Annotated in this window: 19 protein-coding genes and 1 pseudogene; 5 read left to right on the top strand and 15 right to left on the bottom strand. The window is 65.9% G+C overall.

Translation table 11 applies throughout. From position 1 onward, the window contains the following. Window positions 1-101: 101 nt before the first annotated feature. The 9 genes from ACYQ1K_RS24355 to ACYQ1K_RS24315 form a co-directional block, all read right to left on the bottom strand. On the bottom strand, window positions 102-602 hold the full coding sequence (locus ACYQ1K_RS24355; RefSeq protein WP_459986021.1) for an SRPBCC family protein: 501 nt from the start codon (window positions 600-602) through the stop codon (window positions 102-104). A gap of 177 nt (window positions 603-779) precedes the next feature. Next, window positions 780-1,934: a sugar ABC transporter substrate-binding protein gene (locus ACYQ1K_RS24350; RefSeq protein ID WP_459986020.1), complete on the bottom strand. Its 1,155-nt coding sequence runs from the start codon at window positions 1,932-1,934 to the stop codon at window positions 780-782. A 126-nt stretch (window positions 1,935-2,060) separates the two neighbouring features. Then, entirely contained in the window at window positions 2,061-2,219 is a 159-nt protein-coding gene (locus ACYQ1K_RS24345; protein WP_459986018.1) for a hypothetical protein, read from the bottom strand. Beyond that, window positions 2,216-3,088, bottom strand: coding sequence for an ABC transporter permease (locus tag ACYQ1K_RS24340; RefSeq protein ID WP_459986017.1), 873 nt, complete (start codon window positions 3,086-3,088; stop codon window positions 2,216-2,218). Before ACYQ1K_RS24340 ends, ACYQ1K_RS24345 begins: the two co-directional genes overlap by 4 nt. Window positions 3,089-3,113: 25 nt before the next feature. Next, complete coding sequence (locus ACYQ1K_RS24335) at window positions 3,114-4,631, bottom strand: sugar ABC transporter ATP-binding protein (RefSeq protein ID WP_459986016.1); 1,518 nt, start codon at window positions 4,629-4,631, stop codon at window positions 3,114-3,116. A gap of 944 nt (window positions 4,632-5,575) precedes the next feature. Continuing rightward, window positions 5,576-6,727, bottom strand: coding sequence for a Nickel transporter NicT (gene nicT, locus ACYQ1K_RS24330; protein ID WP_459986014.1), 1,152 nt, complete (start codon window positions 6,725-6,727; stop codon window positions 5,576-5,578). 194 nt (window positions 6,728-6,921) lie between these two features. Continuing rightward, entirely contained in the window at window positions 6,922-8,148 is a 1,227-nt protein-coding gene (gene mftD, locus ACYQ1K_RS24325) for a pre-mycofactocin synthase MftD (RefSeq protein WP_459986013.1), read from the bottom strand. A gap of 58 nt (window positions 8,149-8,206) precedes the next feature. Then, on the bottom strand, window positions 8,207-9,013 hold the full coding sequence (locus ACYQ1K_RS24320) for a cyclase family protein (RefSeq protein ID WP_459986012.1): 807 nt from the start codon (window positions 9,011-9,013) through the stop codon (window positions 8,207-8,209). 839 nt (window positions 9,014-9,852) lie between these two features. After that, window positions 9,853-11,058 (bottom strand): acyl-CoA dehydrogenase family protein, encoded by a 1,206-nt coding sequence (locus tag ACYQ1K_RS24315; protein WP_459986009.1) that lies wholly within the window; start codon window positions 11,056-11,058, stop codon window positions 9,853-9,855. 451 nt (window positions 11,059-11,509) lie between these two features. Here ACYQ1K_RS24315 and ACYQ1K_RS24310 point away from each other — a divergent pair, with 451 nt between their 5' ends. The 4 genes from ACYQ1K_RS24310 to ACYQ1K_RS24295 all read left to right on the top strand — a co-directional run bounded on the left by ACYQ1K_RS24310 (window position 11,510) and on the right by ACYQ1K_RS24295 (window position 14,254). Further along, complete coding sequence (locus ACYQ1K_RS24310) at window positions 11,510-11,812, top strand: hypothetical protein (protein ID WP_459986007.1); 303 nt, start codon at window positions 11,510-11,512, stop codon at window positions 11,810-11,812. An 18-nt stretch (window positions 11,813-11,830) separates the two neighbouring features. After that, the gene (locus ACYQ1K_RS24305) at window positions 11,831-12,784 is read left to right on the top strand and encodes a helix-turn-helix domain-containing protein (protein WP_459986006.1); all 954 of its coding nucleotides are present in this window, start codon (window positions 11,831-11,833) and stop codon (window positions 12,782-12,784) included. Between the two features lie 513 nt (window positions 12,785-13,297). After that, complete coding sequence (locus tag ACYQ1K_RS24300) at window positions 13,298-13,819, top strand: flavin reductase family protein (protein ID WP_459986005.1); 522 nt, start codon at window positions 13,298-13,300, stop codon at window positions 13,817-13,819. A 57-nt stretch (window positions 13,820-13,876) separates the two neighbouring features. After that, window positions 13,877-14,254, top strand: a complete 378-nt coding sequence (locus tag ACYQ1K_RS24295) for a hypothetical protein (protein ID WP_459986004.1) — start codon at window positions 13,877-13,879, stop codon at window positions 14,252-14,254. Window positions 14,255-14,327: 73 nt separating this feature from the next. On the opposite strand, the gene ACYQ1K_RS24290 is transcribed toward ACYQ1K_RS24295, so the two are convergent. The 6 genes and pseudogenes from ACYQ1K_RS24290 to ACYQ1K_RS24265 all read right to left on the bottom strand — a co-directional run bounded on the left by ACYQ1K_RS24290 (window position 14,328) and on the right by ACYQ1K_RS24265 (window position 21,827). Further along, the gene (locus tag ACYQ1K_RS24290; protein WP_459986002.1) at window positions 14,328-16,664 is read right to left on the bottom strand and encodes an ATP-binding protein; all 2,337 of its coding nucleotides are present in this window, start codon (window positions 16,662-16,664) and stop codon (window positions 14,328-14,330) included. A gap of 11 nt (window positions 16,665-16,675) precedes the next feature. Further along, window positions 16,676-17,707, bottom strand: a complete 1,032-nt coding sequence (locus ACYQ1K_RS24285; protein WP_459986058.1) for an HAD family hydrolase — start codon at window positions 17,705-17,707, stop codon at window positions 16,676-16,678. Beyond that, window positions 17,667-18,388 (bottom strand): annotated as a pseudogene (locus tag ACYQ1K_RS24280) (creatininase family protein). The gene ACYQ1K_RS24285 and the pseudogene ACYQ1K_RS24280 overlap by 41 nt, the downstream one beginning before the upstream one ends. A gap of 513 nt (window positions 18,389-18,901) precedes the next feature. After that, window positions 18,902-19,420 (bottom strand): GNAT family N-acetyltransferase, encoded by a 519-nt coding sequence (locus ACYQ1K_RS24275; RefSeq protein WP_459986001.1) that lies wholly within the window; start codon window positions 19,418-19,420, stop codon window positions 18,902-18,904. Then, window positions 19,417-19,713 (bottom strand): type II toxin-antitoxin system TacA family antitoxin, encoded by a 297-nt coding sequence (locus tag ACYQ1K_RS24270; RefSeq protein ID WP_459985999.1) that lies wholly within the window; start codon window positions 19,711-19,713, stop codon window positions 19,417-19,419. The genes ACYQ1K_RS24275 and ACYQ1K_RS24270 overlap by 4 nt, the downstream gene beginning before the upstream one ends. Window positions 19,714-20,225: 512 nt before the next feature. After that, complete coding sequence (locus ACYQ1K_RS24265; RefSeq protein WP_459985997.1) at window positions 20,226-21,827, bottom strand: ATP-binding protein; 1,602 nt, start codon at window positions 21,825-21,827, stop codon at window positions 20,226-20,228. Between the two features lie 123 nt (window positions 21,828-21,950). Between ACYQ1K_RS24265 and ACYQ1K_RS24260 the strand changes: the two genes are divergently transcribed. Then, window positions 21,951-22,206 (top strand): helix-turn-helix domain-containing protein (locus ACYQ1K_RS24260; RefSeq protein ID WP_459985996.1); only part of this gene is annotated, 256 nt, incomplete at its 3' end.

The following is a 22,206-nucleotide window of genomic DNA, read 5'->3' as shown; positions in this document are numbered from 1 at the left end:
GTCCGCAAAGGTCTCGCCAGTCTCCACAAGGCCAATGCCCTGGTCTTGGCAAGTGAGGCTTCGTCGAGCTCGGTGGCACCAGCCACCGGCTCTTCCCGGCGTTACCGGTTGAAGTGTGCCCGAAGGGCGGCCAGACTGGTCTCCCAACCGAGGCAATTTCGAGCGCACTGCTCTGCGCCGCTGAATCCTGTGTGACGAAGCGTTAGCCGCGTGCCGGCATCGACCGGTGACAGGACATACTCGACCACGGAATCGATCTCTGGCAGCTGGCTGGCCCCGGACGCACCGAGCAGAGCCATTTGCCATGTCTGCACGAGTCGATGGGGCGACTCGACGACCTGGTATGTGCCCGTGATTGCGTAGGGGCCCCTGCGAGAAACTCCGCTCGTGGCCCACTCGCCGCCTGGGCGCACGTCGCCCTCCCAGGTTCGAGTGTCCCAAACGCCCGGTCGCACCAACCATGACGCAACCGCGTCTGATGTGAGTGCCGCAAATACCTGCTCCGGTTCGGCGTCGATCTCCACCGTCGCCAGGATGAACCCGCCAGCGAGGTCAGCAGCCGCTCGGGGATCACCAATGCCGTCGATTGTGGCAGCGTTCATGCACGTCTCCTAACGTGAGTCCCAGGAAGCAATGTCCGTGAAGCCGGGTGCATCGCGCGGTGGATTTGCCGCGACTTCGCCCCCTGCGTCCAGGTGAGCGTCCGGGTGGGCGTCCGGCCCACCCGGACGCTGCGTGTCATGACGGCAGCGGTCTGCCCCACGCTGCCGCAAGCGTGGTCACTCCACCTGCCAGAGCTTCTTGAACTGGCCGGCGTAGTCGGTGAGCCCGACGTAGTAGCCCGATTCGCCCGTGACGATGCTGCCCACGTTCGCCGTGGTGATGACCTGGGTCGGCAGCGGCGTGTTGCTCACGACGTCCAGGGGGTCACCGTTCGCGTACCGGGCGAGGCCGTCGACCCCTCGCCAGCCCATCTCGGCGGCCGCCAAGCCGGTCCAGGCGAGCTCGTTGCCATCCTTGATCGCCTGCAGGTTGGCCGCGGCGGGGACCTCGCCCGCGATCTTCACGTTGGTCAGCCCGGCCGACTTCACGGCGGCGTCGACGCCGATCGTGAGGTCCCCGAGGCTGAAGATCGCGTAGTTGAGCTTGGGGTTGCGCTGGAAGGTGCTCACCACGCTCTGCGGGGTCTTGGTGCCGACGTCGGTCGCCTGCTGGTCGACGTCGGTGACGGTGCACGAAGGGCACCACTCAGAGAGCGCCTCCTTGAAGCCCTTGACGAACTCGCCGAGGATCGGGTACGCCGAGATGCTGAACATCGCCACTTTCGCCTTGCCGTTGCTGTCGGCCACCACCTGGGCCGCGACGTCCTTGCCCCAGATACGCACCTGGGACGGACCGTTCACCAGGCCGACGATCCCGTCGCCCGTGCCGGCCGGGTCGGTGGTCGCCTCGGAGATGACAGCGATGCCCTTGCTCTTAGCCTCGGCCAGCTGCTTGGCGAACGTCACCTTCGGGTAGCCGGAGACCACGATGCCCAGGGGGGCCGGCTTCAGCGCGAGCGCGGCCTCGAAGGCCTTCTGGATGTCCTCAGGACCAGTACCGACGGGTATGGCCTTGTAGGACCAGCCCAATGCCGCCGCGCCGGCGGCCGTGCCGTCGGACGCCACCTTGGCCACCGGCTGAGGCGTGACGAGCCTGACGATCAGTTTGCCGGGCTCAGGCTTCTTCGACAACGGCGTCTTCAGCACGATGTCGGACGGGTTGCCGCTGATCGTCTGCAGGTAGGCCTTGGCCGCGGCGACGCCGGCGGCGTCGTCGCCGCCGGCGTCGCTGGACGACGCCGAGTTGCCACCGCCGCTGTTCGAGCAGGCCGACAGGGCGAGCCCTGCGACGGTCGCCGACACAAGCAGCCTTGCTGTCTTAGCGCGCCTCATTGGGGTTCCTTCCTAGTGTTTGGGTACACACGGCCTGCCGCGTGGAGCGGTGGCAGCTTGTTTCTGAATCCAGAGGTGAGCAACTAGCGCGGACGTGGCACGGGATAGCCGCATCGCCAACGTGCGTTAGGCCGCGCGCTTGGTCCGTCCGGCCAGTGCGACGGCGATGATGAGCGCAGCGCCGTTGAAGAGGTCGTTGAGGTAGACCGGGGCGCCGGCCAGCTGGAGCCCCTTGACGCCGGCCGCGAGGAGGTAGATAGCCACGAGTGTGCCGAGCACGTTCACCCGGCCGCCCCGCTTGATCTGCGTCGCCCCGAGGAACACCGCGGTGAAGGCGGGCAGCAGGTATGGCGGGCCGCTGTCCGGGTTACCGGTGCCGAGCTTGGCCGCCAGAACCACCCGGCGATTCCGGCGATGGTCGCCCCGCTGACGAGGGCGAGAAGGACGATGCGGTCGACGCGCACGCCCGCCAACCGGGCCGCGGTGAGGTTGCCGCCGACCGCGTAGAGGTAGCGGCCCGCCGGCCGGAACTCGAGAAAGAACCAGAGCAGCAACCCGACGCCGGCCATGTAGAACACGGGCGCCGGGACGTCGAACCACTGTGTCGTGCCGAACTCGACGAACCTCGGCGAGATGCCCGTGACGATCTGCTGACCGTCGGTGACCCAGTAGGCGGCCGCAGCAAGGATGCTGCCCATCCCGAGCGTGGCGATGAATGAGTCGACCCGGAGCCTGACCACGACGAAGCCGTTCACGACACCGATGAAGGCGGCGGCCACGATGCCCATGACCGCGCTCAGCGCCGCGTTGTGACCGTGGCTCTGACCATACATCGTGACCACTGCCGAGAGCCCCATGATTCCGGCGATCGACAGGTCGAATACGCCGGCTGCGAGCGGGATGATGAGTCCGAAGGCCAGGATCGCGGTGACCGCCTGGTCGCCGGCGATGCTGCGGAGGTTGCTCGTGGTCAGGAACAGGTCGGGGATCCACAGGCCGAAGCTCAGCACCAGTGCGGCGAACACGTAGAGTCCGCTGAACCGGTCTAGGCCGAGGTTCCAGCTCCGGCGCCGGGACGGGGTCGCCGAGCTCGGCGCGGCTGGGGCGACGTCGACTCCGGAGGCGGGACGGACTATCTCTGTGGGCATGTTCATCGGGGTCTCCATGTTCGGCGCCTGGTCAGGCGGACTCGAGTTGTGACGTGCCAACGGTGCTCGCCGTGATCCGCGCCGCGGTGAGTTCGGTCAGATCGAGATGGTCGGCGGCCCGTCCGTTGCGCAGCACGATCACCCGCTGGCACAGCCGGGCGAGCTCGTCGTGGTCCGACGACGCGACGAGCACCGCCATACCCTCGGCGGCCGCCTCATCGATGAGCTGATGGATCTCTTCCTTCGCACCCACGTCCACGCCCTGGGTCGGCTCGTCCAGGATCAGCACCTTCGGCGCCTGGCGCAGCCACCGCGCCAGCACGACTTTCTGCTGGTTGCCGCCACTGAGCTCGATGAGCGCCTGCTCCGGGTGGCCCGGGCGCACGCCCAGCCGTTGCAGCCAGGTCACCACGTCGGACCGCTCCCGCCGCGTGCGCAGCATGCCGCGCACGACGTGCCGGCCGGCGTCAACCACCGTGACGTTCTCCCGCAACGAGGCCGACAGGAACGCGGCATTCGCGTGCCGCTCGGCCGGAACGAGCCCCATGCCGAGCGCGATCGCGCGATCGGGTCGCTGCGGTGGTACCCGTTGACCCGCGACCAGGACGTCTCCTTGCCGGGCGCGACCGCCGAACAGCAGCGCGGCGAGCTCTTCGCGTCCGGAGCCGGTGATGCCCGCTACGCCGACGACCTCCCCGGCACGCACGTCGAGATCGACACCGGCCACGGTGTGCCCGGCCACGCCCTGCACCTGCAGGACGATATCCGGGCGCAGCCCGGTCTCCGTGCGGTCGACCGCCCTTGTAGGCAACGCGTGCCCGATGACCAGTTCGACGAGGTCCTCCTCTGTCAGCGTCTCCACCCGCCGGGTGTCGATGACCTGCCCGTTGCGGAGCACGGTCACCGTGTCGGCGAGGTCGAAGATCTCGTCGAACTTGTGGGACACGAACAGCACCGCCACCCCAGAGGCACTGACGGTGCGGACGAGGGCGAACAGTCGCTCGGCCTCGGCGGCGGGGAGGTTGGCGGTCGGCTCGTCCAGGACGAGCACGCGGGCCGGAGAGCGGCGGGGGGACAGCGCTCGCGCGACAGCGACCGCCGTGCGCTCGCTCATCGTCAGCTCACCGACGGGCCGCCGTACGTCGATGTCGTAGCCGAGCTCGGCTAGCGCCGCACGCGCCGCACGTGCCTCCTCGCGCCAAGCGATCCGACCGAGCCGGCGAAAACGGTACCCGTGGCCCAGCGCGAGATTGTCGACGGTGTCGAGTGTGCCGACCAGCCCGAGGTCCTGGTGGACGAACCGCAGCCCGGCCGCGTCACCTCCGCCGGCTTGGCCGAGCACCATGGGCACACCGGCGACGCTCACCGAGCCACCCGGCTCCGGCTCGTAGATGCCCGCCAAGATCTTGATGAGGGTCGACTTCCCGCAGCCGTTCTCGCCGGCCAGGGCCCGAGTCTCCCCTGGCGCGATCGCGAGTGCAGCGTCGACGAGGGCACGCTGACCGCCGAAGGTCTTGGTGAGTCCGGAGACCACGAGGGCGTCGGTCATGTCACCTCCAGTGACGAGCAAGTGAGTGAAGACTGAATGGCGTAACCGGAATGGATCCCATTACGAAGCCAGCGAAAGGCGAGGCCCCAAGCCCTGCAACCGATTGCCAGGACTTTGGCGCCAGTCTGTGCGGCCTGTCAAGGCCCGCGACAAGATTTGGGGCGAACCTTTAGCTTTCTCGATTGGATCCATTAGCGGTCGGAGTTCGCGCTCTTTGGGCCGCGCCGAACGACCTCAAGACAAGGCCGAACGGCCCGCCAGAGAAAGGAAGGCCTCACCGGCGTCGGACCGACCCGACCGTTCGACGACGATCGGCGTCGGGTCATGCGGTCGAGAGCCTCGAGGTGCGTTGGTCGGCTCCGGCCAGGGCGTGGAGGGTCGGTGTCGTCCGACTCGGCGCATGACACGCTTCGGCTGCTCCCGGAAGCAGACGAAGTCCTGGCTGCTCGCCGGCGGCATCGATCTGAGGTCCGCGATGACCACCTTGATCACGCCCACATCCAAACCACCCGCAAGCACGCGACCTGCGTGCCGACAGTGGTGCACGCGGTGGTCCGGGTCCGGCGGTCGGCCTGGGGACGCCACCTTTCCGGCGCGGCCGGCGCGGGCCACCCGACACGGGTCCCACCGAACTTGCCGAGCCAGTCGCTGGCTGAGCGGGTGCTGGCGAGGCTCACCAGGCTGCAGCACGGGCCGCGGCGACGGATCACTTCAATCTGTCGAGCACCGGCGTACGCCGCGGCTCGTCCGCCGCATGTGGTGCGACCGGCACGATTCTCACCCTCCGCGCGGACAGCACTGGGTCCGCACCGATGATCGCCACCACCCTGAGCGACCTGCCTCATGAGGCCCGCAGGAGCCGGCGAGCGCCTGGCCACCGCGAATACACATGGTGACGAACGCGGGTTCCCGTCGCCGCAGGGACCCGGCTGCCGCAGAAGGGTCTACTCCGCGAGGCGGGCAGCCCACCTCTCCTCGATTCGGCCGAAGCGCCAGACTCCGAGGGCTATCAGCCACAAGACAACGAAGAGCCCGACGACGCCGTAACCCGCCTCGTCGAGGTTGATGTTTGAGATTCCCGACAGAGGCCCGTTGCTGATACCGAACCGGTCGACGAGGACTCCGATCAGTTCGATCGTGCCGATCACGAACGCGACAATGATCGAGATGGCGGTGATCGTCAGGTTGAAGAACACCTTGCGGACTGGCTTGGCGAAAGCCCAGCCATAGGCCGCGTTCATGAATACTCCGTCGATGGTGTCCATCAGGCACATGCCGGCGGCGAACAGGATCGGCAGGACGAGGATGGAGTAGAAAGGCAGCGTGAAGGCAGCGGTGCCGCCGGCCAGCGCCAAGAGTCCCACTTCTGTAGCCGTATCGAATCCGAGCCCGAACAAGAAGCCGACGGAATAGATGTGCCACGGCTTGCGAACGGCTCTGGTGAGCCCTCGAAGCAACCTGTTCATGAGTCCCCGAGAGTCCAGATGCTTCTCAAGCTCTGCTTCGTCGAAGCGTCCGGTTCGCAACTCGCGGAAGACCTTCGCGACACCCAGCAGCGTCCCAAGATTGAGGAGGCCCACAATCCATAGGAACGCCCCGGAAACCGATGGCCCGATCAAGCCGGTGATCGTGTGCAGCCGCGAGGCGTCATCTTCGACTTGGCCCGCCAACGCCCTCACCCCAGCGCTCAGGAGGAGCGCGAGAACGAACACGACGGTGGAATGGCCTAGGGAGAACCAGAAGCCGACACTGAGTGGCTTCCGTGTCGCCTCCAGGCTTCGAGCCGAATGCTTCGCACCGTCGGCGATGAGCTTCCGCGTGACATTGTCTACGGCCGCGATGTGGTCGACGTCGAACGCGTGACGCAGCCCGAAGGTGTAGGCCAACATCCCGACGCCAACTCCCAAGACCGAGTGGCCGCCAGCCAGGTGGTAATGGTGCGGCGCGATCAGCAGGAACAGGGCGACGAAACCCAGCACGTGCAACACGACGACGAATACCGCCATGCCCGCCAGCGATCGCCGGTCGACCAGGCTCAGGCTCTGCCCGAACGCGCCTATCCGAGACTCTGCTGGTTCTTTGACTTGGAGTGACATGACTGACCTGTTGCTCAAGATCGATCAGGTGCCCAGCGAGGCCATGAAACGCCTCCTGAACAACCTCGGAAGGGGTCGCACCAGGAGCCCGCCGAGGAGCTCCAAGTGCGTCTTGTCAGCGATGAGCGTGACGAAGCCATCTCCGCCGCGGCACGCTGTCGTCTGTGAGTCATAACCCGGACCGGCGTCGTGGCTCAGCGAGCCAGACTTGCGGTGAGGCGCTCCTGCAGCCGTTCGGAGTCGATGATGAACCCCTCCGGGATCACCAGGTCGTCGACAGTCACATCACGGATGGACGACTTGCCCAGGCCGACCAGCGCGCGCTCGATGGTGCCGCGGAAGGTCTCAAGCACTTCGAACACTCCGCGCTCTCCGTCGGCTGCGAGACCGTAGAACCATGGTCGCCCGATCATCACGCTCGATGCGCCGAGGGCCAGGGCCTTGAGCACATCCGTGCCGCGGCGCACACCGCTGTCGAACGTGACCTCGGCCCGATCGCCGACAGCACTGACGACCGACGGCAGGAATCGCAGCGGGGACGGGGTCGTATCGAGGTTGTTACCGCCATGGTTGGACACCCCGATGGTGGTCGCCCCCGCATCGACTGCACGCCGCGCGTCGTCGGCCGCCACGATGCCCTTGACCATGAGCGGGCCGCCCCAGAGGTCGCTGAGCCATGCGACGTCCTCCCAGGTCGGGACCGGGCTCTGGAGCCACTCGATCAGTGCGCCGACCAGAGTGGGAACCGCGCCGCCGCTCGTGCTCATGTTGGGAGCCGTGAGCCCGGGTACGGACCCCCGCCTCGCGTAGCGCAGGAACCACGTCGGGTTTCCAGCCGCCATCGGCGCGTACTTCACGAGGGTCGCGAGGTTGATCCCGTCTGGATATACCGGTGAGCCCCAGTCCCGCGGGTTATAGGCGACCCGACCGGCAGAAAGGTCCATGGTGAAGATCAATCCCTTGACGCCGGCTCGGCGGAACCGCTCCACCCGCTCTGCAATGACTTCGCGACCGCCGGACCAGTAGAGCTGGGCAAATGCCCGCGAGCTCTCCCGAGTGACCTCCTCGATCGCGACGGAAGCGACGTTACTCAACCCGATCGCTGTGCCGGCTCGCTCGGCGGCCCGCGCGACGCCAGTCTCGGCATCCGGATGCATCGCAAACGCCGCTGCCGGGGAGATGACGACGGGCAGCTCGATCTGCTGTCCCATGAACGTCGCCGACAGATCGAGGCCGGGCGGGATCGCAGCGCCAACGCGCGGGATCATGCCGATCTCGTCGAAGGCGGTGAGGTTGCCCTTCATCGTGGCGCCGCCATCGCTTCCCGCCTGCAGCGCAGAATAGACGTCCTTGGGCAGCAGCTTCTTCGCCTTGCGATGCGCCTCGTCGACCGTCTCGATCGGCTTGTGTGCGAACGCCATGTCTTCTCCTGGTTCTCGATGTGTCAGCGGATGGGGTGACCGGTCGGTCCCGTCGCAGTCAGTGCGAGTCGCCAGATCCCGTGGGCACGAGTGCAAGTACGCGTGCGGGACTGCCGGTGCCCCCCACGATCGGGAGAGGGGCGACGATCAACAGCGCCCCGGCCTCGGGAAGCTCGCTCAGGTTCTGGAGCGAGGTGATTCCGTACTTGTCGTTGCCGAGGAGGTGGTAGTGCATCGGGAACGGCGGGTCGAGCTCCCCTGCGCAACCGGCGTCGATGCCCATGGTCTCGACGCCGAACCCCGAGATCGGCGTCTCCTCTGCGAGCCATCGGGCGCAATCTGCGGAGACACCCGGTGTGTGCGGGCCGGAGTCGTCCGCATTGACGAAGGCCTCCTGGTCATCGGCGAAGCGGCCCCAACCCGTACGCAGCAGCAACCAGCTGCCCGGCTGAAGCCGACCGTGCTCGGTCTCCCACTCCATGACGTCGGACCGCTCGAGGAGAAAGTCGGGATCGGCTACGACCTGCCTACGCACGTCGATGACGCACGCGGGGCCGACAAGTCGCTCCACCGGAATGCTGGCAACATCTCGGCCGCCCTTGCCGGTGAGCCAGTGGATCGGGGCGTCCAGGTGCGTGCCCGTGTGCTCTCCCGTATGGAAGTCGTTGGCGTGCCAGAACGGCCCGCTCTCGTCGTAGCGGCACAACTCCTCGAGGCTGAAGCCGCTCGGGCTGGCGAACGGTTCCGGGAGGGTCATCGTCGGCGTGGAGCTGCTCAGGGTGTTCGTCAAATCGACGAGCCGCAGACGTCCTGACGCGATGCTGCCGAGCAAATCGGCGATCTGAGAAGAATCAACGACAGTCATTTCTCTCCCTTGATGGTTTTGAATGGATTCTTGATATCGGCGGATCGCACTTGATCGCTAGCAGCCTGGGGCCCGCCTCACTGCGCTCCGGAAAGCGGTCACGCCGTGGAGAAGGCGCCAATAACCTTTCCGCGACTGGGACTAGCCATGCGCCGGACCGATCAACTTCCACCCGCTCTGCCATGGCAAATTGCTCCGGGCATTCAAGGTGATGTTGAGTAAAGCCATTTCCCTCGGCGGGGGTATCAACGAAGGTGCGGACGTTGGCCCCGTAGCCGCCTCACCCTCGCGGGATTGAGATGTGGGGCAATCCCGCTTCCTTCATGGCAACGATGACCTCTTCGGCCACCCGTCGATCATCTTCTTCCTGCTGCGCGAACTCGCGGATCAGCGGCTGCAAACGCCCGAGCCTTTGCGACGATCTCCGGGTCTGGACCAGGCGCGCCGAAGAAGGCGTCCATCACCTGTGCTTCATCAACTGGACTGCTCACTCTTGCTCACCTCGTTGACGGCCGACCGTCTTCTGCAACCGATTGCGTACTCGCAGGCCTGTAACGTAGCATGAGGCAGCGACTCACGGGAATGGATCCAACTGGGTTTTTTCGTTCTCGGTCGGCGGGCGTCTCTCTCTCGCTGACACGTTGGCGCAACCAGAGGCCAAGTCCAGGGCAAATGAGGTCAAAACGCAGCTAGTTCGCTCTCGAAGCCGAACTGCTCCGCCTTCGGCAACAGCGCCGCTACTTCTTCATCCGACCCCACTCCGGGACGGATTGCGTCCAACGCAATACTCATCCCCTCACGCGCCCATGAGTAGCACCGCGCTGCCCGGCTCCTTCAGGTCAGAGCACAGGCATGAAGGATCGTGCGGCGCCCTCCATGCCGACCAATATCTTGCCGTAGGCCTCATACCCCGTGGCGGGGAGCGAGTGCGCGTGCCGCGCCGCCGTTGCCTGGTCGCGCCAGAACCGCTGGATCGGGTTCGCGTCAGCGAACGCCGCCGAGCCGTGGGCGCTGACAAGGCCGTCGATGGCCTGGGTGACATTGTCGACGGCGTAGCCAATATGAGCCCGCATCTCGACTCGCTCTGCGTAAGCCGGGTAGGCGCCACGCTCCGCTGCGTCATACAGGCGCTCGGCGACCCGAACCGCGAACAGCTCGGCGGCATCCAGATGCAACGCCGCCTTGGCGACAGCGAGTTGCACAGACACGGAATCGGCCTGGCGGTCGCAATTCGTGAAGGCGATCCCCTTGGAGGTGGCTCTTTGCGAGACCAGGTCTAGGACAGCTCGACCCATGCCGAGGTGCGGACCGACAAGTTGAAGTGCTAGCGCCGGCACGAACGCGGGACGGTAGGACGCCTCTGGGTTCACGCCGCTACCGGGGTACTTGCCCTCGATCGCAGCCGTGAGCGGGAAGATTCGATGGTCGGGGACGAAAACTTCGCTCGCGACCAGAGTATCGCTGCCGGTCGATCTCATCCCCGCTACGTACCACGTGTCCTCCAGTGAAAGTTCCGAGGCAGGGATGAGCGCCAGTCCGCTATCGACCACGTTTCCGTCGGCATCCTCGATCGGGACTCCGAGCAGCGACCAGTGAGAATGGCGCGACCCGGTCCCGTAAGTCCATTTGCCGGTCACCCGGTAGCCGCCCTGCTCCCTCACAGCTTTTGATGACGCAGCCAAGACAATGGAGACAAGCTGGTCAGGTCCGGCCGTCCAGACGTCTTCCTGCGCCTGGAGTGACATCAGGCTGAGGACCCAGGCACCGGAGTTCAGGATGCCGAAGACCCAACTGGCTCCTCCATCGCCCCGGCCGATTTCCTGGGCGACAGCGAGCGATGCGCGAGAGTTACCGGCGTAGCCAGAGAAGCGGGTCGGAACCGAGACACGGAACGCCCCGGTCTTCACCAGAGCATCGAAGGACTCCTGAGGGATTCGACGATCCAGTTCGCCCAGCATGGCATTCTTGTTGAGCAGGGGCACGATCCCGCGAATCCGGCCGACGACTTCGCGGATCTCGGGCGCGAGTGCACGTTCGTCATCCATCGTCCGTGTCATTGGCTCTGTCTCCGTTTGCCGGGCGGCACGCCGCGGGCTCGGCCGCCACCACATGAACGCGACCGGATCAGCCGGCCCTGATGGGAGCCGGTCGCGGCCCCGCGATGCGAAGGCCGGGGTACGCTGCGAACACTGCAATCGATAGCATCGACGCTATCGCACGGTTTCCCTGCAGTCAACAGCCGACGTGAGCGTCCCGTGGAGAGGTGGGCTTGGAGACTTGGAGACTGTCGGCGGGGCTCCGGACGTGAGAGAGCCACCGGCGGGAGCGTCGGCGTGCGCGGCCGAGGACAGATCGAAGAGGGGTCCACTGATGGCCTATCCCGGGGCCGCGTCGGAGCTGGGCGAGGCATTCGGCGCAGGTAACGTCGTGGATCTGATCCGTGAGTCGGTTCGGTCGCCTTGCAGGAGATGATCGAACTCCAGGCAACCGAGTGGATTGGCCCAGCCCCCTACGAGGAACCCCGATCTGCGCACGGGCTCCTTCCTGCCCGTCATCCTCGAACGCCGCCGCCGCATTGACCAGGCGCCGTACGCGGATGCTGGGGTCAGCAAGTCCGAGGCCTTCGGAACCTGCGCCGGGGTCGACGAGCAGGTCGGGGCGTTCCGCACCCGCGCTCTGGACCACACCCATCCCCCTACGTCTACTTCGACGCCACCTACCGCAGCGCACCACTTCAACGGCCGCCAAAGTCACCTCGATGGCGGCCGTGGTGACAACCAGATGGCCGCTGAAGGCTGACGTGAGGTCCTCGGCTCGATGTCGGCGACAGCGAGGCGAGACGTTCTGGCGGGGGCTCCCGGCCGCGCTCGAGCGCGACACATCCTTGGATTGGATGCGGGCTCGTGGCTGGCGGCTCTCGGAAGGAGAGCTTCCCGAGGCGTCGGCCAAGCCTGCAGAAGTCGCGGGCACTACCGTGAGACCACGAGAATGTCTCCGTCTCAGGTGAGGAGGGCCGCTACACAAGCCGTCCCTTGTCCGAAGGTACCTGCACACACTCAGGCCGGGGTTAGCCAGAAGCGAACCGCTGGAAAGTTGGATTCAATGAAAGCACACTCCGCCATCGGAGCGCGGCTACGAGCAGCCCGCGAGGAGCGCGGCTTGACGATGAAAGCTCTCGCAGACTCCATGGGCGTCACGTCTAGCCTGCTATCGCAGATCGAGATGGACAAGGTTCAGCCCTCGCTCAATACCCTTTACCAACTGGCGACCCGTCTCGACTTGTCGGTCGACGCACTTCTCGGTCTCAGCACTGACAACGCGGCGCGCCCGCATCCCACGGTCGTGGTCCAGCATGGGCCGGACAATCCGTCGCTGGTGATGTCCGGCGGTGTGCGCTGGGAGCGGTTGGCTTGTCGAGAGGGGCTGGGGTTGGAACCTCTTCAGGTGACCTATCCGCCGGGAGCAGCAAGTTCTGCCGATCAAGGCATGCTCGCCTCGACCGGCCTTGAGTTCGGCGTGCTGCTGTCAGGATCGCTGACACTCCGGATCGGATTCGAGACCCATCAGCTGGATGCCGGCGACTCGGTTTTCTTCGACCGCGCCAGGCCGCACTTGTACATCAACGAAGGTGAAACAGAGGCGCGGGGCTTCTGGTTCGTTGTCGGTAGCCGAACCGCGCTACCCGTTGACTCGGCTGGGGGCCCGGTCGACTCGCAGCTAGGTTCATTGCTTGATGTGCTGAGGGTCCTCGACGCTCATGAGGACTGGTGAGCCAGCACCACTGACCGAAGTAGCCAGCTCATCGCGCAGGAGGAGTGCTTCCGGTGACGCGGTCGGGCTGTATCTGAACCGTCGACAGCTCCGGACGTGAGTCGGTTCGGGTCGCCTTGGAGGAGATGATCGAACTCGAGGCGCATCGCCCCGATCATGCCGCTGCGCCGGGGTTGCCGGAGGAGGCGACGCATGCCCACAAGCCCAACGGCACCGCGGTTGTTCGCCGTACTCGAGGGTGCCACCGGTGCGGGTGACCACACTCAACCGCCGGTAGACGAGATCCAGACGCGACACAAGATCGTCGTCGAATCTACTTGAACCCTTGACGAACAAGTGGGGCTTAAGAGATCCTTGCTGAAGTGAAGCCGTACTAAATTCTGGTGTGCAACAATCGATCGCATACCGCGTCTGTCAATCAAGGCTTACGAGAAGGCGGCCTTGATGCACCAGGTCGGGAAGCGGACGGGCGGCACAGGCCACGTTCAAGGAGTTCCAGTGACAATTGACGCCGTGACACAGAGCATCTCGTCGGAAGACTTCAAGTCGGCCTTCCGCAACCACCCGGCCGGAGTTGCGGTACTCACGGCGCTGGCCGGGGAGGACCACGCGGCGATGACTGTCAGTTCGTTGTTCTCGATCAGCGCTGAACCGCCTCTGATCGGCTTCTCGGTCTCGGACATGTCCTCGGCAGCGGGCGTGTTCAACGCCGCCAGCACGATCGTCATCCACATGGTCGACGCGAACAGCCTCTGGCTAGCGAAGCTCGGAGCGACGAGTGGCGCCAGACGGTTCGAAGACCCCACCCAGTGGGACGTCCTCGAAAGCGGCGAACGCTACTTCCCTGCCGCCCCCACGATCGTGCGTGCTTCCGTCGTGGACCGGGTGCGCGCCGGCGGCTCCACTCTGTGCGTTGCTCGCGTTACTGAGCTGATCAAGGGCGAGTCGCTGGCCGACTACGCCGAGCCTGCGCCGATCGTCTATCACAACCGTCGCTGGTATCGACTCAACGGCTCCACCGCTCTGGCCGACTAGTTCGTCGCAGAAACGCGCGTCCGACGAGCGCAGACCGACGCCGCCCAGGGCAAGGATGTGGAGGTCATCACCTGGCTCGACGACCACTTCCGCCACGCCCTGCACCTCTCGGTGCATCGCCGGATCAGCGCCCCGATCGTGGTCGACACTTTCGCCATCGCGGCAGCCCAGCACGGCCACCGCCCGCCCCAAGCCAGCCCCCGCACCGACCGCGGCACCGACACCAACGACCGCGTCCACACCGACAACATCAGCAAGACCGGCAACGTGACCCTGCCTCACAACAGCCGACTCCATCATATCGGCATCGGCCGGACCTACGCCGGAACCTACGTCCGCGTCCTCGTCCAGGACCTCGACATCCGAATCGTCGACGCTGCCACCGGCGAGATCCCACCCTCCGAACACCTTCGGACACCATCCGGACGCTCCTGAATTTGGTGCGCGAAATGTCCGTGCCACGCGTCCCCGATCCCGCCAGACGCCACCTTGAAAGGGATGCTTCACGCTAGGAACCCGAGCCGGGGGTGTCAGTTGCGGTCCACGCCGCGACTTGAGTTCGAGACGTCAGCCCTAACTTGGTCAGGATGTGTTGGACGTGCGCCTCCGCGGTGCGTGTTGAGATCACCAAAGCTGCAGCGATGTCTCGGTTGCTCATGCCCCGACTGACGAGCTCGGCGATCTCACGCTCTCGCCTCGTCAAGCCCCCGACGTCCGACGAGGTCCCCTCGGCATCCTCACCCGATGAAGTGAGCTTTCCCTGAGCCAGGAGGACGGCCTCCTCAAAACCGGCTCCGAGACCTTGGTCGTACGCGAGGTCGAATGCCTTGTCGGTCAGCCTCCTGCGACCGATACCCTCGTAGCTGTGCTGGAGGGGCAGCAGGTGTCCGAGCGCGGCCGGCGACAGGCCGACGGACTGGGCGCTCGCGTCAGCCGCGCCGAGCAACTGAGCCGCGCGCGTGCCGTCACCCTCTGCTGCAGCGATCCATCCAAGCACCTGCAGATTCAAGGCCGCGCTCCAGCGGTCCCCCAGCGCGACGCGCAGCCGCAGGCTCTCCAGTTCCGCGGACGCAGCCTGTCGGTACTCTCCCCGCTTACACCGCTCGATGCCAACCGCCCAGAGTGCCAGTGAGGTCAACCAGTGCTCACCGGTGGGTTGGCATACGCTGAGGCACTCCTCCAGCAACTGGATCGCCCGTTCGCCGTCACCAAGCAGAGCGGCTGCCAACGCGAGTTCGACTTGGTCGTACACCGCGGCGGCCGCATCGCTCAGGTCACGGTGGCTGGAGAGCGCCGCCCCGAACAGGGACTCGGCACGAGCTGGATCGTTGCGGAAGAGTGCGCCCAGCCCCTCAACCTGCGCGACGAGCGCCCCGGAGCGCTTGTCGCCGAGGTCCGTCGCCAGACTTCTCGCCTCTCCAAGTAGCGACGTCGCTCCATCCCAGTCGCTTACCAGGGTCGCCAGATAGCCCGATACGCACAACGCCTTCAGCCGCGTAGGCCCCGAGGCCTCGCAGGACGCGAGGAGTTGCTCCAACCAGTGGCGTCCTTCCTTGACCCGGCCACTGACAACCCAGTAGAAGCGAAGGGCACTGGCGAGGTCCAACCCATGCTCGGCGTCGGCGCCAGGGCTCAAGTAGGAGTTCAGCGCCTCGCGCAGATTTGCGTGCTCGACTCGAAGCCGTGCGAGGAGGGGAAGCTGGCTGGCCCCGAACCAGCCGGCTTCGGCGCCCAGGGTCAACTCCCAGTAGAAGCGTCGGTGACGCGCCTGCACCTGACCAGTGGCGCCCAGTTCGAGCAGGCGTTCCTGCCCGTACTCGCGCAGTGTTTCTGAGAGCTGATAGCGGACTCCGTCGCTCCCACTCGTCGCCAGGACGATGGACTTGTCGACAAGCTGCGTCACCAGATCCCACACAGCGTCGGAGGCAATCGCGCCACCAGCGCACACACTCTCCGCGGCATCGAGATCGAACCCGCCCGCGAAGACCGAGAGCCTCGCCCAGAGCGCTCGCTCTGCGTCGCTGCAGAGATCGAAGCTCCAATCGATCAGAGATCGAAGCGTCTGTTGACGCGGCAGCGCCGCCCGACTTCCACGACTCAACAAGGCATATCGATCATCCAGCCGGTCCATCAGCTCATCCACTGACAACGCGCTCAAGCGGGAGGCGGCGAGCTCGATGGCCAACGGAATGCCCTCCAGCCGCCGACAGATCTTTGACACCGCCTCCTGATTGGCGTTGTCGAGACGAAAGCCAGGGCGAACGGCAATCGCACGTTCGACGAACAGACGGACGGACTCATAACGACCGAGCCCGTCAGCCGACTCGGCGCCGCCAATGACCGGCGTGGGCATCGGCGGCACCGTGAGGACATGTTCGCCACCGATGCCCAGGGCTTGGCGGCTCGTCGCCAGAATGCGAACCCCGGGGCAGGAGCGCAGGACGGCGTTGGAGAGGACGGCGCTGGCGTCGAGGAGGTGCTCGCAGTTGTCGATCACGATCAGCATCTGGCGGTCCGCAAGCATCGCGCACAGCCAATTCACGGATGTATCGACCGAGCGATCCTGGAGGCCGAGTGCTGAGGCCACGGTCGGGCCTACGAGGTTGGGGGCGCGAAGCCCGGCGAGCTCGACCATCCACGCGCCGTCCGGGTACGCCCGGCGCACGTCCCACGCGACCCGGAGTGCCAGACGTGTCTTGCCGACCCCACCCATCCCGGTCAGCGTGACAAGTCGTGATGACGCGAACCGATTCTTGACGTCGGCTATCTCGTGCCGCCGTCCGACAAAGCTGGTCAGGTCGGCCGGCAGGTTCCCACCGCGGCGGTCGACTGGGGATACCGTCATCGCGACCGATCCTAGGGAGCCGGCAAGGCCAGTTCAACGACGAGACGACCCCAGCACTCTCGGGATTCCGAACACGGCCTCTGGTCTCCTGCTTCACGGGGGAGGAGGGGATGAGGGGATTCGAACCCCTGGCCCTCTGATCCGTCGCCAGAAGCAGCTTCTCGCTGGTCACTGCGGCTTCTGCAGCGGATCGGCAGTCCGAAGCAGGCGGTTTGCTTGCCAGCCCCAACGCGAAGGCAGGCGTCGATCTGGTCCCGTGTGGGGCGAGAGGGCGACAACGCCAGACGGGCTCCTCGCCCCATCGGTGATGAGCCGAGAGTCCTTCGCCCTCCAGACACGTAACAGCGCGGGACTGCTGCATGTGTAGGTGATATCCCTACAGTGGACCGAGGGCTGCTACTGGGGATCCAACTCGTCCAGTGAATTGATCCTCCATTCCGCACGGGCAGCACCGTCGTGCGATTCGTTGACAAATCCCCAGGGCCCGCGCCGAAGCAGAACGCCCACGAAGCCAGCCACCTGGGCGGGCAGGATGTCGTTCTCGAAGCGGTCGCCGAGGTAGGCGGTGCGCGCCGGGTCGAGTCCTGCGCGCTCGGTGAGCTTCTCGAAGAGGCCACGTCCGGCTTCTCGGCACCGAGGTCGTCGGACGTGGTGATGAAGTCCGCGGGCGGGTTAAGCTCGCGGACGAGCGTGCCGGCTCGCAGGGTCTGGTTGCCGGCGATACCGACGATGAGACCGGCGGCCTTCAGACGCTCGAAGCAAGGCCGCACGTCCGTGTAGAGGTCGCGGGCGTTGAAGAACTCACCGAGCCCGGCGTCGAGTCGCTTCTGACGCTCCTCGGCGAGGTTGAAGCCCGGCTTGAAGTGTTGGAACACCTGGCGGTAGTCCTCGCCGCGGGCGATCACCGCTCCGAACATGGCCGAGGAGGTGTGGCGGGGCACGCCCAGCCAGTCGGCCCAGGTGCCGTACTCGGTGGTCTCGTTGATGAGGACCTCGCCGACATCAAAGACGACGGCCTGGATGCCACGTTCGGGCAGGTTCATCGGGGGTACACGAGTTCAGGTCTCGAGCGCTCGCAGGTACTGCTCGAAAGCCTCCGCAAGCTCGGCCAGCACAAGCTCGGCCTTCTCGGCAGTGGCCAGCGACGGCCGCCCCGATCAGACCCGACTCGGTGTAGCTGGTCATGCCGCGGGTGAGGAGATGCGGTCTGTCGCTAGCGACATGATCCTCGTCGTCGAAGCCCTGCCGAACGACGTCCGGCGCGTAGTGCAGCAGGATCGACGTTTCGAGCTCGCCGCCGTGCATGTCCTCGTGGTTATCGGTGACCATGCCCACGGCCTTCCGCGCCTGCGTCCACGAGTCGCGGCCGGGGAACAGCGCCATTCGCCGCACCCCACGTTCGCCTCCTGAACGACGTTGCTCAAGACATCGTTGCCACCGTGGCCGTTGACGAGCACCAGCTTGCGGACGCCACGCTGCTCCAGCGACGCCTGCACATAGCGGACCACCTGGAAGAGCGTCGTCGCGCTGATGCTCACCGTGCCGGCGAAGTCCGCGTGCTCGTTGGAGCACGAGATCGTGATGGGCGGCAGCGGCAGCGGCAGCGGCAGCGGCAGAACGTCGTACCGCTCTGCGATGGCATTCGCGATCGCACACGCAACGAGCGTGTCCGTGCCTAGCGGCAGGTGCCGGCCGTGCTGCTCGAAGCTTCCGACCGGGAGCACGGCGACCGTGGCGGCGCGTTCGGATCGACCGATGTGGACCTTGGAGAGGAACACGATCCTCTTGAGCTGGTGCCTATCGCAACGGACTGACAGTCCGAAGCGGTACATACCCACACCCTTCGAGAACCCGCAGGTCAACGCCCAGTTTGGCCAGCGGCCGCAAGGGATGCAGCCAGAAGCGCGGTCGCGTCTCGGACACGTATATGACACAACCCGTCCAGGCGCCCGCGTCCCCAGCACTGTTTCCGCATCACACGCTTGCGGGCCAGAAACCGTCCGCGCGTCCGAAATCCGCTACCACAACTACCATACCCGGGTATACGAGAAGGCCTCTGACCAGCGTTCCCGCAGGTCAGAGGCCTTTACTTTCCCTGGGGTGGCGGGTGAAGGATTCGAACCTTCGAAGCTTTCGCGACGGATTTGCAGTCTGAAGGACGCAGTACTGCGACCTGGGTCTTCACCCCACGAGGCCGACACCGGGACACGGATGGGACACGGCGCGGGCCCCCTCGGTCAGTGGCCCTCGGCGCGAAGGGACGAAGCGATCCGCGAGATCTTCATGTACAGCCGCAGCGACTTCCCGATCCGAATGAAGCCGTAGCGTTGATAGAAGCCCAGCGCCCGCTCGTCCACGGCGTCGACGACGACCAGCCGCCCACCGACCGAGTCCGCCGCGGCGATGATCGTCTCGAGGGCATCACGCAGCAGCTCGCCGCCCATCCCAGTGCCCTGCAGAGTCCGGTCGATGGCCAGTTGGGCGACGAGGTAGCCCGGCACCACGGTCAGGCCGCCGGCAGCCGTCCCCGGCAGGTCTTCGCGATGGGTGTCATGCGGCGCCAGCGCATAGAACCCCAGGACTCGCGGATCGCCGGGTAGAACCAGGACACGGGTGCGAGCGCTGCCCTGACGTTGGGTGCGGAGGGCGTTGTTGCGGAGCCAGTTGTCGGTCTCGGGCTCGCCGCTGTCGAAAGCGGCGACCTGATGTTCGGACGTCAACATCGTCGTGACGAACACCGAGCTCGGCTGGGTCACCTGCGAGTGATCCGTCGCGGCAACGCCGCCAAAGACTCAAGTTCAGGGATCGGCGTGGTGTCGTCGAGCGCGGCGATCATCTCGTCGAACTGCGCCGCCGGCATCATGGTGTGGTCAGCACGAGCCACCACAGTCTCGGCCTTCTCCACCGCCGCCTCGACGACGAACGAGGAGACCGTGGCGTTGAGGAGCTTGGCCGCACGAGCGATGACCCGCGACTCCTCCTCGGTGGCACGAGCCTCGATGCGCGCAGACTTCGTCTTCGACCGAGTTCTGGCTGTCTTGGTCGCCATTTCGGCCATCCCCACCAACCTCCTCGAACCGCCGTACCACAATTGTACGGGATCCGGTCCACACCGCCAACCTGCTGCACCTGCGCATCGACAAGACCTGGCGCTGGGCCAGCCGGACAAGCGGCGACCCCTGCACGCGGCACGAGTCCTTCGCCGGGCAGTCGCCAGTTCTGGGGCAGGTGGAACGCCTCCAGCCGCGTCTCCTCCGTCGAAGCTTTCGCGACGGATTTACAGCACTCGGGCACCAACGCGTTGACCAGGGTAGACACCGCAGGCGCTCCTCCGCGTTCCGTGCATGTTCCGCGGCCGGCCGGACGGAACCGACGCCACCCGACCCCGGCCGGACATGGAACCGGACGCTCGTGCGGGATACGGGGAATGAACCTGCCCCGTTATCCGATCCTGCCAGGTATCCCACTGACGGGGTGCTCCCCGCTACTGCAAGCCGGACGCGATCCAAGGGCGGCTGGACGAACCGTTGCGCGGCCGACACCTCGCCTCGCCGCCGAGGATCACCCCCTCTGTCTGACCTGTGCCGTCCGCCAGGCTGCGACCTGGCTACGCGTGTTGAAGCCGGTCTTGCTGAGCACGTTCTGGACATGGGTGTCCGCGGTACGCGATGAGATCACCAGACGTCTGGCTATCTCCTTGTTGGTGAGGCCTTCGGAGACCAGCTCCACCACCTCGAGTTCCCGTCTTGTGAGACCGAAGTCCCGTTGGGTGAGAGACATACTGGGCTGCTCCGGACGCTCCCCCAGTGCCGTGAAGATCGCATCCTCAAGTGGCTGGTGTCGGCCGCGCCCGTAGCGGTCGTCGAACGCGGCAGCACCGATCCTGGATCGGCAACGTGCCTTCGCCTCGTCCAGCAGGGGGCGCCAAGGAGAGGTGGTCACGATCGAACCGTCCGCGTCCTCCCAGAAGCGCTCCGCAGCTCCGAACAGGGTGGCCGCGAGCCGGTCTTGTCGACCCACCGCCAAGACGCCGATCAGGCTCACAGCGTTTGCAGAAGTGAACCGGTCATGCACCAGGCGCGAGGCGCGCAAAGAATCAGTCGCCGCGGCTGACATGAGTGCCGGATCGTTGTTCATCCATGCGACCAGGGCGCGTCGGAGTTGCATCGCACCCAGATACGCGAGCTCACCGGCCTCCTCGGAGAGGACCCGAGTCTCGGCGAAGTAGACCTCGGCCTCAGGTAGTCGGCCGGCAAGGCCGAGGCGCCAGGCAAGGCTGTGCAGGGCCAAGGCGACATCGGTCACCGATCCCGCCTGCCTGGCTTGTGTCAGCGTGGCCTGAAGCAGTGCCTCCACGCTGGCGAGGTCTCCGTCAACCGACCCCGACGCACGGAGGGACATGACGTGCGAGACCAGTGAAGGCTCGAACTCCGCAGCCATCGCCTGCGCTTCATCAGCGACCATCTTCACCTGCGGCCGACCGCGGGCGGCGAGCAGACCAGTCAGCGCCACCAGTGCGCGTGCACGTCCCGTGGATGGCTGCGTGTCGACCTGAAGGAGACGCGTGAGCCACTGCTCTCCTTCGCGTATCGCGCTCACCCTCCAGAACTGGTACAAGGAGCCGGCGAGGATCAGTCCTTGTTCGACGTGAACGGGGTCGTCCGCGGCGAGGGAGAGTGCGGCGCGGATGTTGGGCAAGTCGAGATCAAGCCGTTCGAGCCACTCTGGCTGACGTGGACCGAACCAGGCGCGGTCGAACTCGGCGGCTTGGCTCGTGTACCAGTCCAGGTGTCGCGTGCGGAGCAGTTGCTCGGATGGGCCCTTGTCCTGCTCCGGGCGCTGGCCGAACTTCTGCCAGCCGTATTCGCGGAGGGTCTCGAGCAGCCGGTACCGCATCCCGGAGCTCCGCGGTTCGGAGACGAGAACCGAGCGGTCCACCAGCTCGCCGATCGTGCTGACCACATCCGCCACACCGGAGCCTGCGCACACGGCCTCGGCTGCGCTGAGGTCGAAGGACGCCGGAAACAACGACAGGCGGCCCCACAGCAGCCGTTCGGCCTCGCTGCAGTGGTCGTAGCTCCACTCCAGTGCGGCCCGTAAGGACTGTTGCCGGGCGGGAACCGCACTACTCCTGACGGCCAGTAGGCGGAAACGGTCACTCATGCGGTCTAGTACTTAGGGATCACGGGTTGGGGTGACACCTGGCCCGGCCAGCCTCCACGCAGGCGTGGGTCACGGGAGGCAGTCTCTGGATTGCTGAAGATCTAGAGAATAGGAAGCCATCCCGTGACCCACGAAGACATTGTCTATGACCGTCGTGTCCGTCTGATTGAGTACGCCGCGAAGATCGACAACGTGGCCGAGGCCTGCCGGGTATTCGGCGTGTCGAGGAAGACCTACTACGAGTGGGTGAAGAAGGCCGAGGCCTACGGTCTCTCGGCGCTGCTTCCCAAGGAACGCCGCAAGCCGCACCAGCCAAACGCGATGAGCAGCGAGGAGGTCGCGGTGATCTTGGCCGAGGCCGTCACCAAGCCGACCTTAG

It is taken from the genome of Nocardioides sp. AN3 (assembly GCF_054653495.1).
The sequence above is the reverse complement of the archived record's forward strand: the minus strand, read 5'-3'. Positions and strand labels throughout refer to the sequence as shown.